Source organism: Nonomuraea sp. NPDC047897 (genome assembly GCF_043204415.1).
GTDB lineage: Bacteria > Actinomycetota > Actinomycetes > Streptosporangiales > Streptosporangiaceae > Nonomuraea.
In genome coordinates this window covers 73,160-88,017 of sequence record NZ_JBIDCC010000014.1, presented here as the reverse complement: position 1 = coordinate 88,017, position 14,858 = coordinate 73,160, and the positions used below count along the sequence as shown (strand labels likewise).

Here is a 14,858-nt window from a genome sequence, read left to right as displayed (position 1 = left end):
GTGAGCCGGACCCGGCCGCTGAGATGAGGCGCGACCCACCGATGGTCCTGGACCTGTGCCCGCATCACCCCGTGATCGCGCAGGGCGACGCCGGCCCGCGCGAAACCCGTCCTTTTACGTGGAACGCCGAGACGTCCCCAGCGATGATCCGACTGACAGGTCGCCGGAGTGGGGGAGTCGATGGAAGTGCTGCTCGGCAACAGGCCCGTCTTCGCCAGCAGCGACCTCGACGAGGTCCGTGACGAGGTGGCCCGGGTCTTCTGCCCGCACCGGCTCGACCTGGCCGGCACGGCGTCCCCGCTGTCGGCCCGGTTCAACTCCGTCCAGTTCGGCTCGGTCCGGATCAGCTACCTCGACTACGGGGCCGACGTCCGCATCGAGCCGGGCGACCTGGACACCTTCTTCCTGGTGATGATCCCGCTCGCCGGGCGCAGCCTGATCCGCTGCGGGGACCAGGAGATCGTCTCGACCCCGGCGACGGCCGCCCTGCCCTCCCCGACGCGGCACCTCGACATGCGGTGGGCGGCGGGAAACCCCCAACTGCTGGTCAAGTTCGAGCGCGCGGCGGTCGAGCGTTCGCTGGAGCAACTGCTCGGCGAACCGCTCGACCGGCCGGTCGTCTTCCACCTGGGCATGGACCTGACCACGGGCTGGGCGCGCGCCTGGCGGGGCATGGCCGACCTGATCGTCCGCGAGGCCGAGTACGACGACGGGCTGGCCGCGCAACCACTGGCCGTCGCCCACCTGGAGAACGGGCTGCTCACCTCCCTGCTCACCATGCAGCCCTCCAACTATTGGGAACGGCTGGCGGCGCCCCGCCCGCCCGCGCTGCCCAAGGTGGTGCGCCGCGCGCTGGAGTTCATGGAGCAGCACGCCCATCTCCCGATCACCACCGAGGACGTCGCCCGCGCTGTGGCGGTCAGCGGCCGCTCCCTCCAGGAGGGCTTCCGCGCCCACGTGGGCCGCACGCCGATGGCGCAGCTCAGAGAGGTACGGCTGGCCAGGGCGCATGCCGACCTGACCGCCGGGGACCCGGCCCGCTGCACCGTCACCAGCGTGGCCGCCCGCTGGGGCTTTCTGCACCAGGGCCGGTTCGCCGCGCTCTACCGCCAGAGGTACGACCGGCACCCGTCGCAGACCCTGCGACACGGGTGAAGCGCATCCCGCGCCGGCGGGACGGGATCCGCGCTGAGCGGATGGCTCACCCGGTGGCCCCGGCCGTAGCTTCAGGTGACACTCCACCGTACCGAAGGGACACCGCCCATGCGCAGAATCCTCGTCGTCGGCGCCGGTCAGGCCGGTCTGCACCTGGCCATCGGTCTGCTGCAGAACGGCTACGACGTCACCGTGGTCTCCAACCGCACCCCGGAGTCGATCCGCGACGGCCGGGTGATGTCGGGCCAGTGCATGTTCGGCACCGCCCGGGCACACGAGCGGGCGCTCGGCCTGGACCGGTGGGCGGACGTCTGCCCGCCCATCGAGGGCATCGCCCTGGCCGTCGGCGGCCCGGCGGGTGACCAGGCCCTCGGCTGGGCGGCCCGGCTGCGGGCTCCCGCTGTCTCGATCGACCAGCGGATGAAGATGCCGGCCTGGCTGGAGGAGGTCGAACGGCTCGGCGGCAAGCTCGTCATCCACGACGTCACCGCCGGAGACCTGGAGACCTACGCGACCCAGTACGACCTGGTCCTCGTCGCCGCCGGGAAGGGGGAGATCGCCTCGCTGTTCGAGCGCGACGCGGCGCGCTCGCCCTACAGCGCCCCGCAGCGGGCGCTGGCGGTCACCTACGTCAACGGCATGACCCCCCGGCCCGGCTACTCCGCGGTCTGCTTCAACCTGCTGCCCGGAGTCGGCGAGTACTTCGTCTTCCCCGCCCTCACGCACACCGGCCCGTGCGAGATCATGGTGTTCGAGGGTGTGCCGGGCGGGCCGATGGACTGCTGGGACGACGTGCGCGGCCCCGCCGAACACCTGGCGCGCAGCCGCCGGATCGTGGAGCGGTTCTTCCCCTGGGAGGCGGAGCGCTGCTCCGGCATCGAGCTGACCGACGCCGACGCGGTGCTGACCGGGCGCTTCAGCCCCACGGTCCGCCGCCCGGTCGCCGTCCTGCCGTCGGGCGCGCCGGTGCTCGGGGTGGCCGACGTGGTGGTGCTCAACGACCCGATCACCGGGCAGGGCAGCAACAACGCCGCCAGGTGCGCCGCCACCTACCTGCGGGCCATCCTCGACCGCGGCGAGCAGCCGTTCGACGCGGCCTGGATGCAGCGGACCTTCGACCGCTTCTGGGCAGCGGCCCAGCACGTCACCCGCTGGACCAACGCCCTGCTCGCCCCGGCCGAACCGCACCACCTGGCGCTCCTCGGCGCCGCCGGTCAGGTGCCGGAGATCGCCTCCCGCTTCGTCAACGGCTTCGACGAGCCCGCCGACTACGCCGAATGGTTCATGGACGCCGACAAGGCGCGGGCCTACCTCGACCGGGTCGCGGCATGAGGGCGCTACGCGAGGCGTTCGGGCAGTTCGCCACCGGGGTCGCGGTGGTCACCACCGTGACCCCGAGCGGTGAGCGGGCAGGGGTGACGGTGAACTCCTTCAGCTCGGTCTCCCTCGATCCGCCGCTGGTGCTGTGGTGCCTGTCGGACCGCGCGCCCAGCGCGCCGGTCTTCCTGCGGGCGGGACAGTTCGCGGTCAACGTCCTGGCCGCCGGCCAGGCCGAGCTGTCGCGCCGCTTCGCGACGCCGGCGCCGGACAAGTTCGCCGGAGTGGACGTGCTCGCCACCCCCGCCGGGCTGCCGGTGCTCGCCGGAGCCCTGGCCACGTTCGCCTGCCGTACGGTGACCGTCCACGACGGCGGCGACCACCACATCTTCGTCGGCCGGGTCGAGCACTACGAGCGGTCGGGAGGGGAGCCGCTGGTCTTCCACTCCGGCCGCTACCGCGAGCTGGCCTCCTCGCCGGGCGGGCCCCAACGAGCCCACCACCCGCAACGGAAAGCGCCCCACCGGCAGAGCGCCCCGCACGTCCCGGCGGGTTCCCTCGCCGGAGGGACGCCCGGTGCCCGGCCCTCGTGACAGGCACCGGGCGGCGCGTCACATACGGGACGTCTCCGACCCCGTCCACGATCCGGTGGTCACTTGGGCCACCAGGCGATCAGCAGGAGGGAGGCGGAGAGGGCGACGTCGAGTACACCGGGGTTCCCCAGCTATGGCCGGGGAACAGCGCCGCCAGCCAACGCGTATCGGTGACCTCGACGTCGTAGTCCGCCTGGACGAGCCGGTCCTCGTCCTGCCACTGACCGTCGTCCTCGTAGTAGAAGTCCTCCAGACCGGCCCAGTGGTCGCCGGTCACCGGATGGTTTCGGGCGGCGACCCGGGTGACCTGCCGGACGTAGCGCTGACTGTTGGCGTCGACCCAGTCGTCATCGAGGAACTGGTCCATGGTGACCATCAGTACGTCGTAGGGCTCCAACTCCGGGTGGTTGTATGCCGCGTCCCACAGCATCTTGAAGAAGAAGCCCAGATCGTCGCCGTCGGGCAGCGACGCATGCGTCTGCTCGTGGGTCAGGTAGTACACGACGAAGATTCGCAGCCGCGCACGTAGCGCGCCGGGATCGACGCCGAGGACGCGGACACCGTACATGTCGGTGGACATTGAGGAGCTCCCGGGACGGGCTGTCGGCGGACGGCTCATGATCTCATCACCAGCCGACGGCCTGCCGCGCCGTCGGCAGCCGGCATGTCCCAGCCCGTTGATCTGTAAGCCTTCAGCCGGTTCTCACCAAGTACGGGTGTAGATCGACGAAGGGAGCAAGGCCGGTGCGTCTCAAACGGGGAAAGCTCGCCACCGACCCCGTGGCGTTCGAAGCCTTCTACCGGCGGCACATCGACGCGGTCACGCGTTTCCTGTCACGCCGGGTCGACGACCCGCACATGGTCGCCGACCTGGCGGCCGATGTGTTCCTCGCGGTGTTCGACTCGGCGCACACGTACCGTCCGGGCAGGGGCAGCGAGATCGCGTGGCTGTACGGCGTCGCGCGCAACACGCTGTCGGCCGAGCGGCGGCGGGCGCTGCGGGAGTCCCAGCCCGGAGGAGTTGCGCGAGTCCGTGCACTACAAGGTCGCCAGGCCGGGGCCGAAGAGTTTCGTCATCGATCCCCGCCATGTCGGAAAGGGCCAGACGGTGGCGCTGGAGTTCACCGAGAACCCGAAGGGGCCGTTCAAGTCCCAGCTCAACGCGTCGGTGATCCAGGGCCCGGTCAAGCCGTGCGTCCCGGTGCACGACCCGACGCAGCTCGGCTGACGCAGCGGCTGTGCGCGGCCGGTTCGCGCGTCGTGCTGATCGGCGATCAGCGTCAGCAGGCCGTGGGGCTGAACTTCCAAGCCGAGCTCCGTCAGGGCTGCGATCACACCGAGATGAACGGCTCCGTCAGATGCGGTGTCGCCAGATGCAGCGCGGTGGCGGTTTCGCGACGGAGCAGGCGCTCCCTGGAGCGCCTGGCCGCCTCAGGGTCGATCTCGTGCGAGTAGGCGAGCTCGGGGTGGAGCAACTGGAGCGCGTGCACCAGGAGGTCACCGGTGACGAGCGCCAGCTCGTCCCCGTCGGCGACCAGCACGCTCTGGTGACCGGGCGTGTGCCCGGGCGTGGCGACCGTGCGCCCGGCGCGCAGCGGCGTGTCCCCGTCGAGGAGCCGGAGCCGACCGGCCGCCGCGAGCGGGTCGGTGAGGGTCTCGCGAAGCTGCGGGTTGAGCGCGTCGAGCGCGTCGAACTCGGCCCGCTGGAGCAGGTATTCGGCGTTCGGGAAGTACGGGCGGCGGCCGCCGGGCGCGGCGGCGCCGCTGGTCGAAGGGTTGCCGTCCACCGTGGCGCCCGCTGACGGGACGGCCGCCTCGGTCACGGCCGCCTCGGTCACGACCGCCTCGGTCACGACCGCCTCGGTCACGACCGCCCATCCGACGTGGTCGGTGTGCAGATGCGTGAGCACCACGGTGTCGACCTCCACCGGGTCGATGCCCGCGGCGGCGAGCGACTCGGGGAGCGCACCGGGCACGGGCGCCCACGAGGCGGCCGGGCCGTCCGCAGGACCGATACCGGCGTCCACGACGGTGAGGCCCTTGTCGCTGCGGATCGCGTACGCGCGGAACTGGAGCCGCCAGCGGCCCTCGGCGTCGACCGCGCCGGGGTCGTAGCGGTCGGCCTCGGCCCACTGGGCGGCCGTGGCCTCGGGGAAGGCCTCGGCGCGCGGGGAGAAGAAGGGGCCCTCGCCGTCGGCGAGGGCGATGATCTCGGTCGAGCCGATCCGGAGGCGGGGAACGCTGAGGGACATGGCCGCGATCCTGCCACGCCTCGCACGCCGGTGATGACGCGCCCTACCACCGGCTTCATGTCGCCCAGGCTCGTCCCCGCGCACGCCCCCGCCCACGCCGGGGCGCGGCTGACGCGGACGAGACAGGACCGGTTGATCAGAGTCGACGATCGGGCCGGCGCTCTCCATCCCATCGATCGAGAAGCTTGGGGAACTCGCGGCCCATGAAGCCGTACATGTCGCGCATCAGCTCCAATCTGGCCCGGCTCTCAGGATTGTCGCCGACGACGGCCAGCCCTTGCTCAGCGAGCCGCGCGAACGCCGAAAACTCCGCCATCTTCGCCCGGAACGCACGCCCGAAGACGTCCTCGGTAAGCCGGTAGTGATCGCGCCGCCCTCGGGGTGGGCGGAACCGCTCCACGAGCCCACCCCGTTCGAGCTGCCCCAGAGCCACGCTCATGCTGCTCTTGGCCACGCCGAGCCGCTCGCACAGCCCCGGGGCGTCAACGGAGTCCTCCGAATCGATCAGCAGCACACCGACCACCCGCCCCGCCGTACGACTGAGTCCCAACCGCTCGAAGTACAGCCCCGCACTCTCCACGAACTCCTCAGCACTGGCCACACACCCGATTCTATTCTGTTCGGATCGTTCCGAACAGAATAGAATGAACGACATGTTGTCCATCGCCATCACCGGCGCCAACTCCGGGATCGGCTTCCGCGCCGCCCGCACCCTCGCCGCCGCCGGCCACCACGTACTGGCACTCTGCCGAGACCTCGGCCGTGGCCGCGCCGCACTGGCCGACATCAACGCCCACGCCCCCCACCCGGCCACCCTCATCCACGCCGACCTGTCGATGCCCGACTCCGTCAAGGCCGCCGCCGACCAGCTCGCTCAGTCCGTCGGCCACCTTGATGTGCTCATCAACAACGCCGCCGTCTTCGACCAGACACTCCGCGAGCCGCGCTTCACGGCGGACGGCCATGAACTGTTCTGGGCCACCAACCACCTGGGCCCCTTCCTGCTCACCGCCCACCTCGGCCCGCTGCTCGCCGCCGCCGACCGACCTCGCGTGATCAACGTCGCCAGCAAGGGACTGCTGTCGACGCCCCGCATCCGGATTCGCTTTGACCAACTCGACGACCCGAGCTGGTACAGCCCGACCCGCGCCTACTACCACGCCAAACTCGCCCAGATCATGACCACACTCACCCTGGCCGAGAAGGCCGGCGGGTGCCTGGAGGCGACCTGCGTCCGCGTCCCCGCCGTACGCCTCGACCCGGACCGGGTGGCCGCCATGCCGCGGTTGCTGCGCGTCCTGTACGCGCCCAAGAACCGCATGGCCGCCCCCGCCGAACGCCTGGGCGATACCTATGCCCGCCTCGCCACCTGGGACGGCAGCTTGCCCGGGCCGTACGTGGACGAACACCTCAACCCGGTCCGCGCCCCGGCCTCGGCCCACGACCGGACGGCCCGCGAACGCCTGTGGTCGCTCTCCCAGACCGCCACCGGCGCCCCCGCCTGGCCCTGAGAGCGCACGGTCGAGACGGCAAGGCGACGAGCCTGTCAGAGCGGCCATGCAAGCTCTCTCACCTGGGGAATCATCCGGGACGCGGTCCGGCGATCACTCAGTGACTCGGGTTCGGCGATCACCTGAGTAACTCGACTGTGCCGCGCTCGCCGTCGACGCGGATCCGGTCGCCGTCCCGTAGCCGGATGGTGGCGTTGCCGGTGCCGACGACGGCGGGGGTGCCGAGCTCGCGGGCCACGATCGAGGCGTGTGACAGGGGTGCGCCCATGTCGGTCACCACGGCGGCGGCGCGCGGGAACATGGGTGTCCAGCCGACGTTCGTCAGCGTGGTCACCAGGATCTCACCGGTTCTGAGTCGGTCGCCCTGCTCGGGGCTGGAGATCACCCGGGCGACGCCCTCGATCACGCCGGGTGCGCCGGGGAAGCCGGTCACGGTCTCGCTCACCGGGGCCGTGCGGCCGCGCGCGTCGTAGATGTCGCTGCGCCGATCGGGCGCGGCGGCCCAGCGTCGTCCGGCAGGCTGGCGTCGCGGGCCGACCAGCCTTCCCGGCTCTCCATGTGCACGTCCCGAGACATTCGAGGGTAATCTGGTTGCATGAGTTTTAGTTCATACTGAAATAGCTGTAACAGGGGTGTGTATGAGCGAACAGGATCGGTTGCTGGAGTGGGTGGAGCGCGTGGCCATGTACCTGGCCCGCGACGGGGTCCCGCCCATCGCAGGACGGGTGCTGGGCTGGCTGATGATCTGCGATCCGCCGGAGCAGTCGGCCGGGCAGATCAGCGAGGCCATCGGCGCCAGCCGCGCCTCGCTGACCTCCAACCTGCGGCTGCTGACCAGCATGGGCTTCCTGACCTGGCGGACCCGGCCTGGCGAACGGACCGTCTACTACCGGATGGCCGAGAACGCCTGGGAGGTGGTGGTGCGGCAGCAGATCGCCGGGATCACCTCGTTCCTGGCCATCACCAGGGACGGGCTGGACCTCGCAGGCCCGGACGACGACCGCGCGGCGCGCATCCGGCAGGCGCACACCGCCTTCACCTGGATGGCCGACGTGTTCGCCAAGGCGCCGCCCCTGCGCACCGACGACGAGGCGCATTCGGACGAGGCGAGTTCAGACGAGGCGAGTTCAGACGAGGAGCATTCATGAGCGGGCAGGCGATCGTGGTCGGCGGAGGCATCGGCGGGCTGGCCGCCGCGGTGGCGCTGCACCGGATCGGCTGGCAGGCGGTGGTGCTGGAACGGGCCGCCGAACTGGGCGAGATCGGCGCGGGCATGTCGCAGGCGCCGAACGCGATGCGCTGCCTGGACACGCTCGGTGTCGGCGGGCAGGCCCGCGCGATCGGCGTGCCCACCTACTCGGCCGGCAATCTGCGACTGCCGGGCGGCCGCCACCTGCAACGGGCCCGCGCCGGTGACCCGACACCGCTGCTCGCCTTCCACCGCGCCGACCTGCACCGGCTGCTGCTGGAAGCGGTGCCCGCGGGATGGGTGCGTACCGGCGCCGAAGTCACCGGGCTTCATCAGGGCGGGGACCAGGTGACGGTCACCTGGACCGGTGGCGAGGCCACCGCGGACCTGCTGATCGGCGCCGACGGCATCCGCAGCAGCGTGCGCCGGCTGCTGTGGCCGGACGCGCCACCGCCCCGCTACCTCGGCCGCACAGCCTGGCTGGGCGTCGCCCCTGCAGATGGGCCGCCGGGCAGCGTCACCATGGGGCCCGGCGCCTACTTCCTCATCCACCCGCTGAGCCGCGACCGTGCCTACTGGGCCTACGTCACCACCTGCCCCCGGCCCGGCGTCCGCCACGACGACGAGAAGGCCGCGCTCCTCGACCAGGTACGGGACTGGCACGACCCGATCCCGGCGCTCATCGCCGCCACCCCGGACGGCGCCGTCATCCGCGTGGACATCCACGACCTCGACCCCTTGCCGACCTACGTCCACGGGCGGGCGGTGCTGCTCGGCGACGCCGCGCACGCCATGAGCCCCGACCGCGGGCAGGGCGCCGGGCAGTCCTTGGAGGACGCCGTCGTGCTCGCCGCCGCCCTGTCCGCCGAGCCGGCCGTCGAGGCCGCGCTGCGCCGCTACGACGCCGAACGCCGCCCCCGCACCCAGGCGACCGCGCGAGGCGCCCGCGCCGACGGCCGCCGCACCACCTCACCGGCCGTCCACCGATGGCTGACGACCACGGTGCGACTGGTACCGCCCGCACTGTGGCGCAAGGGCCTGACCCCCGACGGCAACGCCACCTGGCGCTGGCGGCCACCCCACCTGCCCGCCCCCTGACATCGCGCCACGAACCCGGTGTGGTCAGCGGTCGATCAGTCCATCCAGATGATCGTCAGAGGGACGGCGAGTCACAGAAGCACACGATGCTCCCGCGAGGCCGGAGCTGTGGATCTTTCCGGCTGGGGTGCACGGTGGGCGATTACGGTATGCGTGGTGATTTATGGAAGGGTTTTCCCATGGCATCCGTCAAGCAGATTCAAGTCGCCTTCGATTGCGCTTCACCTGAGCGTGTCGGTCGCTTCTGGTGCGAGGTGTTGGGGTATGTCGCGCCGCCGCCGCCTGAGGGGTTCGCCAGTTGGGACGACTTCAATCGCACGCTGCCGCCCGAGCAGCGGGACTCATGGTTCGCCTGCAGCGACCCCTCGGGTGTCGGTCCGCGGCTGTACTTCCAGCGCGTTCCCGAAGGCAAGGTCGTCAAGAATCGGCTGCACCTTGACGTGCGGGTCGGCACCGGACTCGTCGGTGCGGAGCGCCTGGCAACCCTTGAGGCCGAATGCGCACGATTGATTCCTCTCGGCGCGAAACGCGTGCGGCTTCTGCCCGCCGATGAAGAAAACGAGTCGTGCCTCGTGATGCAGGACATCGAAGGCAACGAGTTCTGCCTGGGCTGACGAACGTCTACCTCGTTGAACGCGACACAGACCTGACTCGCTGATCGGCTTCCACGGGGAAGGCTGTTCTTCAGCTCTCCCTTCGTACCGCGCCGCTGTTGATCTCATCGCGCAGGACTGCGCGCAGTCGGGTGGCGAAGTGGCCGGGGTCGTCGACGAAGCCGGTGTGGTCGCCGGGGAACAGCATGGGCTCGATGCCGAGGGCCGCGGCCAGCGCCCGGGAGGTGCGGTCGCATTCCTGGCCGGTCGAGTTCTCGCCGATGCCGACCACGATGCGGGTCTTGGCCGCGCGAAGGGCGGCCAGATCCGGCTGCCAGTGGTTGGTGGCGCGCAGCTCGTGGGCGAACCAGCGGCGTTCGTCGGCGACCTGCTGGGGGTCGCGCTCGCCGCCGAACATGTACTCGATCGCGCCTTCGGGCAGGGCGATGTTGGCCTGGGTCATGAATGCGGTCCAGGCGCCGATGACGTCGCCGGCGAGGTAGGTGGCGATGATGTCGTCGGTCTGGGCGTGGATCTGGTCGCGGTCGTCGAGCAGTTCGACCAGCGGAGGCTCGTGGGCGATGACAGTGTGGACCTGCTCGGGGTGGGTCTGGGCGAGGGCCAGCGCGGTGATGGCGCCGCCGCTGGAGCCCAGGATCGCCGCAGGGCCGGCGTCGACGTGGGCGATGAGCCGGAACAGGTCGTCGGCGCGCAGGTCGGGGGTGGAGTCCTGCTCGGGGTCGTCGAGGAGGCTGCGGTTGATGCCGCGGGGGTCGGTGGTGAGCACGGTGTGGTCGGTGGCGAGGAGGTCGGCCAGCCGTGCGAACGAGCCGGCGTCCATCGGGGCGCCGACGAGTGCGACGAGGGGGCCGTGCCCACGCACTTCGTAGTGCAGATGGGCGCCGGGGACGCGAAGGTGTCCGGTGGAGGTGGTGATGGGCGAGCTGGAAGGCATCTGCTTCTCCGATGGGAATGAGTCTCCAAGAGTAACTTGACTGTACCGTACAGGAAAGTTCTCTTGTACTGAAGCGTCAAGTTAGGGGTAGGGTGCCGAGGTGACCAAAGCCAGCAGCAGAACGTCCGCGCCGTCGGGCAAGCGCGCCGAACGCAACCGGCAGGCCATCATGGCCGCCGCCCGGGACATGTTCGTCCGCGACGGCTTCGACACCAACATGGACGCGATCGCCGCCGCGGCAGGCGTGTCCAAGATGACCGTCTACAACCACTTCGCCAGCAAGGAGGACCTCTTCACCGAGGTCATCGGGCAGGCCATGGACGAGGCCAACGCCACGCTGGCCGAGCTCCGCGCCCACCTGGCCGACACCCACGACGTGCGCGAGGCGCTGATCCGCACCGCGCACGTCATGGTGGTCGCGGCCACCGACCCGGCCAGAGTGGCGCTGCGCAACCTCGTCACCAGCGAACTGCGCCGCTTCCCCGAGCTTGGCCAGGCCTACCGGCAGCGCGGGCCCGGCCAGTCCGCCGGCGTCCTCGGCGAGGTCCTCGGCGACATGTGCGAACGCGGCCAGCTGGACATCGCCGACATGGAGGTCGCGGTCATCCAGTTCTTCGGTCTGACCGTCTACCCCCACCTGATCGTCAGCACCATCGGGGCCGCCCTTGGCCAGGACCTCACCGACCGCCTCATCGCTGACGGCGTCGACACCTTCCTGAGCCGCCATCAGCAGCGGCCGGCCGTCGGCGGTTCCTCGCCGGCAGGGTGGCCAGGGCGCCGCGCAGGTGGGCGATGACCGCGGCTTCTGTGGCGGGGGTGATCGCCTGGCAGACGTGGTCCCAGGTAGGGGTGAGGTCATCGGTCACCGCGGCGACCTTGACGCGTGCGCCGGTTGCGGCCACGGCGGCCCCGCCGAGATCCAGCTGCGTCGGGGGATTGCCGAGCATCGAGGCGGCGTACTCGGCCTCGACCGCATAACCGTCACCATCCAGGTCGCACACGGTGATGTGCGTGCGGTCGGCCGAGACGGGGACGCCTCCCGCCGCGGTCTCGGCTCCAGCCGGCCAGGGGCGACGCCGCCGAAAGGCGGCTTTGCCGGTGCTTGGACGTGTCTGCGATCAAGCTGAACCTGGCGTGCCGGGCGACCTCTTCCGCCGCGCCCTTCAGTTGACCTTCCGGCAACCTGAATGCGCTCAATGACTGCCTGGACGATGTCGCGTCCGGTGACTACGGGATGTCACCCGAAGCGACCGGGCTGGTCCTGGTGCTCATCGGGTACGACAGCTTCGCAGCACGCTGTCCGGAGGTTGCCCAGAGGGCCCTCGACATCATCGCCTGGAACGCGCGATCGGCGATTTTGGTGGGCCACCGCATGTTCTGCCTGGTGCAGTCCGACGATCCGCGCATCGTGTTCCAGCCGGTGGGGGCGACCGCCGTTGCATGGAACGACGCGGAGTGGCTCGACGCGGACCGTCGCGTGGAGTAGACAGGCTGCATTCTCCGCCACCCTCTACAACCCTCCGGCGAAACGATCTTCAGGGTGATGATGCCGGAGCTCGAACAGGCCGAGTCGATCGCGTACACGAGGGACGGCAAGGCGCTGCTCACCGGCACGGAGGGGCCGAAGAGCCCGGTCTACCGGGTCCCGCTGCCGGCCCGCGCCCAGCCCACGCCCGCCCCCACCCCCAAGCCCCGCCAGGGCCGCGACCACGCCGAAGGCGTCGCCCCAGGCCACGGCCGACGGCGGCGGGGGTGGGCTGTCGGCCGGGGACGTCCTCATCTGGCTCGCGGCGGTGGCGACGGCCACCGGCGTGATCACCTTCATCGCCCGCCGTACCCGCTGACCCACCCCGGTGGAGATCGGTTCCGGCGCCATCAACCACCCGAACCCGAAGTACGGTTCCGCTGGCTCAGGGGTCGCGCAACACCGGCCGCGCCTACGCGGTCCAGGTGACCTTGCCTTCGGCGTTCATGGTGACCAGTTGCCCTGTCTCGGTGAAGCCGGCCGCGACGACGTCCGCGTGCCGCCGCCGTACCTCTCCCTCGGCGTCCAGCAGTTCCAGCTCACCACCGTGGACCAGACCGACCGCGCCGGAAGGATCGGTGATCACGCCGGCCCGAGTCGCGATGTCACGCGACCACCTCTGCCGGCCGCTCGAGTCGATGCCGCGTACCTCGGTGTGATGCACACCGCGGTCATCGACGTACCGCGAGACCACCGCGCCGCCTGCCGTACCGACCACGCATTCCCCCACCTGGTCGAGATCGACCTGGAGCGGAGCTACGGCTCCCCCCTTGAAAAGCCCGCCGCGCTCACCGGTCAGGATCGCCCAGTCCCCGCCCACGCAGGCACCCCAGTACCCTCCGGAGGGCAGGCGCTCCCCGGTCTCCCGCCACCCGCGAGCGTCCCGCCGGAAGCGCAGGATCTCCCCGCCGGCCGCGGTGGGATCGGCGTACAGCAGCAGGGCCGCCCGCCTGTCCGGGCTTTCCCGCCACAGGGCTTTGCCCGCGTCGGCGACCGGACGGCGGTCCTTCGTCCCGTCAGGACGAACGATCCGCAGCTCATCGCCCTCAGCGACCACCATGTTTCGCTCGCCCACCCAGCTCAGCACCTTCCGGGTGGCGGTGGAGAAGGCCGCCTCCGGGCAGCGGGCTGCGCAGATCGCGGCCTGATCGTCCGTCCACACCCGCCGGCCGTCCGAGGAGTATCCGAGGTACGAACCGGCCTCCGGGTCGTACAGGATCGCCCCCGTCGAGGAGGCGGCGACGAAGACCGGGGCGATGCGCTCCTGCTCGTCCGTGGCGGAACACGAGGCGACAGCCAGCGCGGCGAGCAGGAACCCGGCGAGTGCGCGGTGGTTCATCGGCCCCTAGATCCGCTTGGTCTGGAAGCTGCACGAGGGGTCGACGGCGTTGGCCTTGTCGAAGTCCACGCCGAAGCGCACGTAGACCTTCTCCTTGGCCGGCGCATTGATATGGACCGTCGTGCTGCCCGACCCCTTCTTCGCACTGTCCGTGTAGTACCCGCCCTCCCAAGGGTCGACTGCGTTGTTCTTGTCGACGTACACGTCGATGGCCACGTTGTTCTTCGATCCGACGCTGCCGGAGATGTTCCAGCTGAACTTGGTGAAGACGTCGCCTCCGGCGTTGTTGTAGTAGTACCGCGCGGTGCCGCCGAGCCTCTTGTTGTCCTTCGAGCACTCACCGCTGAGATACCGATTGTCGGACGCGGACGCGGACGCGGACGCGGAGGCCGAGGCGCCCATGGCGCCGCACACCCCCACCGCCAGCCCGACGATCGCCGCCTTCCGTAGAACGGTGGTCAGTCGCATGATGCCTTCTCTCGTCGTCGTTGACCTGCATTGCCTGAGAGACGATAGAGAGCGGCGGTATATTGCCGGTATATCGCTGACCTGCGCCGGGTCGTCGCGTCAGCGGGGCACGTGATGCTGAAGCCGGCGACCAGGGCGGGCTGCAGGCGCAACAGTCGCTTGTGCTGCACGCCGCCGCTGGTGATCACCAGGCCGCGTGCGTTGTCGGTGGCGGCGCGGTGGTGTCCGCCGTCAATGAGGGCGTGAGTGATGATCCGGGAGCTTGAGCCGATCATGAGGGGGCTCTGGCTGGCGTTCGCGGCTTGGACGCTGCGGTCCGCGGCGAGCCATGCCAGGCCCTTGTCTTCCTGCTTGAGCAGGAGGGAGGCGGTCACGTGGTACGCCTCGGCGCACAGGGCGTGAGCTAGTAGCCGCTCGTCGCCGTGCAGACAGGCGCAGGCGGCGCGGAGCCGGCGCAAAAGGACCGGCAGTTTGGCGGTCACCTCGGCGTATCGGCACGCCTGGTAGTTGCGGTTGGCGGCGGCGACCGCGCCCGCGAGCGCTTCGATGTCGATGGGGCCGTCTACGGGAGTGGAGTCCGGACGGCGCCCCGAGCTACGTCATCCTGGATAACCTGTCGGCGCACAAGAACTGGCGCATCCGCGCCTGGGCTGAGAAGCACAAGGTCAGGCTGCTGTTCACGCCGACCCACGCCTCCCGGGCCAACCCGATCGACCGCCCAACGCCGCGAACGCGCCCGCGTACGCAGCGAGAAAGGCATCCGCTGGGGCAGACGACCACTCGCAACAGCAGCCTGAACCCTTCACCCAACCCGGTGATTGTTTCCGGTCACAGCAGTAGCGCGCTCCGAGTGGTCTGATTGG

The 14,858-nt window shown here is 70.5% G+C and carries 18 protein-coding genes and 2 pseudogenes; 12 read left to right on the top strand and 8 right to left on the bottom strand.

Annotated elements, in window-relative coordinates:
- Positions 1-180: 180 nt before the first annotated feature.
- From ACGF0J_RS29015 to ACGF0J_RS29005, 3 genes are all read left to right on the top strand, one after another.
- The gene (locus ACGF0J_RS29015; protein ID WP_393150692.1) at positions 181-1,155 is read left to right on the top strand and encodes an AraC family transcriptional regulator; all 975 of its coding nucleotides are present in this window, start codon (positions 181-183) and stop codon (positions 1,153-1,155) included.
- A 108-nt stretch (positions 1,156-1,263) separates the two neighbouring features.
- On the top strand, positions 1,264-2,487 hold the full coding sequence (locus ACGF0J_RS29010; RefSeq protein ID WP_393150690.1) for a styrene monooxygenase/indole monooxygenase family protein: 1,224 nt from the start codon (positions 1,264-1,266) through the stop codon (positions 2,485-2,487).
- Positions 2,484-3,065 carry a flavin reductase family protein gene (locus ACGF0J_RS29005; RefSeq protein ID WP_393150688.1) on the top strand — a complete coding sequence of 194 codons (582 nt, stop codon included), beginning with the start codon at positions 2,484-2,486 and terminating at the stop codon, positions 3,063-3,065. Before ACGF0J_RS29010 ends, ACGF0J_RS29005 begins: the two co-directional genes overlap by 4 nt.
- A gap of 79 nt (positions 3,066-3,144) precedes the next feature.
- Here ACGF0J_RS29005 and ACGF0J_RS29000 read toward each other — a convergent pair whose 3' ends face one another.
- Entirely contained in the window at positions 3,145-3,645 is a 501-nt protein-coding gene (locus tag ACGF0J_RS29000) for a hypothetical protein (RefSeq protein WP_393150686.1), read from the bottom strand.
- Between the two features lie 164 nt (positions 3,646-3,809).
- Between ACGF0J_RS29000 and ACGF0J_RS28995 the strand changes: the two are divergent.
- Positions 3,810-4,049, top strand: a pseudogene (locus ACGF0J_RS28995) (RNA polymerase sigma factor); the annotation flags it as partial.
- Positions 4,050-4,086: 37 nt separating this feature from the next.
- Positions 4,087-4,293: a hypothetical protein gene (locus tag ACGF0J_RS28990; RefSeq protein WP_393151012.1), complete on the top strand. Its 207-nt coding sequence runs from the start codon at positions 4,087-4,089 to the stop codon at positions 4,291-4,293.
- A gap of 103 nt (positions 4,294-4,396) precedes the next feature.
- Here ACGF0J_RS28990 and ACGF0J_RS28985 read toward each other — a convergent pair whose 3' ends face one another.
- Complete coding sequence (locus tag ACGF0J_RS28985; RefSeq protein ID WP_393150684.1) at positions 4,397-5,317, bottom strand: MBL fold metallo-hydrolase; 921 nt, start codon at positions 5,315-5,317, stop codon at positions 4,397-4,399.
- 136 nt (positions 5,318-5,453) lie between these two features.
- The gene (locus ACGF0J_RS28980) at positions 5,454-5,918 is read right to left on the bottom strand and encodes a GbsR/MarR family transcriptional regulator (RefSeq protein WP_393150682.1); all 465 of its coding nucleotides are present in this window, start codon (positions 5,916-5,918) and stop codon (positions 5,454-5,456) included.
- 52 nt (positions 5,919-5,970) lie between these two features.
- On the opposite strand from ACGF0J_RS28980, the gene ACGF0J_RS28975 reads away from it, so the two are divergent.
- Entirely contained in the window at positions 5,971-6,828 is an 858-nt protein-coding gene (locus ACGF0J_RS28975; protein ID WP_393150680.1) for an SDR family NAD(P)-dependent oxidoreductase, read from the top strand.
- 118 nt (positions 6,829-6,946) lie between these two features.
- Here ACGF0J_RS28975 and ACGF0J_RS28970 read toward each other — a convergent pair whose 3' ends face one another.
- A complete protein-coding gene (locus ACGF0J_RS28970; RefSeq protein WP_393150677.1) occupies positions 6,947-7,273 on the bottom strand; it encodes a PEP-utilizing enzyme in 327 nt (108 codons plus the stop codon).
- A 193-nt stretch (positions 7,274-7,466) separates the two neighbouring features.
- On the opposite strand from ACGF0J_RS28970, the gene ACGF0J_RS28965 reads away from it, so the two are divergent.
- The 3 genes from ACGF0J_RS28965 (at position 7,467) to ACGF0J_RS28955 (ending at position 9,729) form a co-directional block, all read left to right on the top strand.
- Positions 7,467-7,976: a GbsR/MarR family transcriptional regulator gene (locus ACGF0J_RS28965; protein WP_393150675.1), complete on the top strand. Its 510-nt coding sequence runs from the start codon at positions 7,467-7,469 to the stop codon at positions 7,974-7,976.
- Entirely contained in the window at positions 7,973-9,115 is a 1,143-nt protein-coding gene (locus tag ACGF0J_RS28960; RefSeq protein WP_393150673.1) for an FAD-dependent monooxygenase, read from the top strand. Before ACGF0J_RS28965 ends, ACGF0J_RS28960 begins: the two co-directional genes overlap by 4 nt.
- A gap of 179 nt (positions 9,116-9,294) precedes the next feature.
- The gene (locus ACGF0J_RS28955) at positions 9,295-9,729 is read left to right on the top strand and encodes a VOC family protein (protein ID WP_393150671.1); all 435 of its coding nucleotides are present in this window, start codon (positions 9,295-9,297) and stop codon (positions 9,727-9,729) included.
- 70 nt (positions 9,730-9,799) lie between these two features.
- On the opposite strand, the gene ACGF0J_RS28950 is transcribed toward ACGF0J_RS28955, so the two are convergent.
- Positions 9,800-10,663: an alpha/beta fold hydrolase gene (locus ACGF0J_RS28950; RefSeq protein WP_393150668.1), complete on the bottom strand. Its 864-nt coding sequence runs from the start codon at positions 10,661-10,663 to the stop codon at positions 9,800-9,802.
- 100 nt (positions 10,664-10,763) lie between these two features.
- On the opposite strand from ACGF0J_RS28950, the gene ACGF0J_RS28945 reads away from it, so the two are divergent.
- Both ACGF0J_RS28945 and ACGF0J_RS28940 read left to right on the top strand, forming a co-directional pair.
- Positions 10,764-11,459, top strand: coding sequence for a TetR/AcrR family transcriptional regulator (locus ACGF0J_RS28945; RefSeq protein ID WP_393150666.1), 696 nt, complete (start codon positions 10,764-10,766; stop codon positions 11,457-11,459).
- A gap of 387 nt (positions 11,460-11,846) precedes the next feature.
- Complete coding sequence (locus ACGF0J_RS28940) at positions 11,847-12,149, top strand: barstar family protein (RefSeq protein ID WP_393151002.1); 303 nt, start codon at positions 11,847-11,849, stop codon at positions 12,147-12,149.
- A gap of 451 nt (positions 12,150-12,600) precedes the next feature.
- Here the strand turns inward: ACGF0J_RS28940 and ACGF0J_RS28935 are convergent, their stop codons facing one another.
- From ACGF0J_RS28935 to ACGF0J_RS28925, 3 genes are read right to left on the bottom strand one after another with little or no spacing between them, the layout of a single operon-like run.
- Positions 12,601-13,527 carry a hypothetical protein gene (locus ACGF0J_RS28935; RefSeq protein WP_393150664.1) on the bottom strand — a complete coding sequence of 309 codons (927 nt, stop codon included), beginning with the start codon at positions 13,525-13,527 and terminating at the stop codon, positions 12,601-12,603.
- Between the two features lie 6 nt (positions 13,528-13,533).
- A complete protein-coding gene (locus ACGF0J_RS28930; RefSeq protein ID WP_393150662.1) occupies positions 13,534-13,995 on the bottom strand; it encodes a hypothetical protein in 462 nt (153 codons plus the stop codon).
- Positions 13,986-14,477 carry a hypothetical protein gene (locus ACGF0J_RS28925; protein ID WP_393150660.1) on the bottom strand — a complete coding sequence of 164 codons (492 nt, stop codon included), beginning with the start codon at positions 14,475-14,477 and terminating at the stop codon, positions 13,986-13,988. The genes ACGF0J_RS28930 and ACGF0J_RS28925 overlap by 10 nt, the downstream gene beginning before the upstream one ends.
- An 80-nt stretch (positions 14,478-14,557) precedes the next feature.
- Here ACGF0J_RS28925 and ACGF0J_RS28920 point away from each other — a divergent pair.
- Positions 14,558-14,792 (top strand): annotated as a pseudogene (locus ACGF0J_RS28920) (transposase); the annotation flags it as partial.
- Between the last annotated feature and the right edge of the window lie 66 nt (positions 14,793-14,858).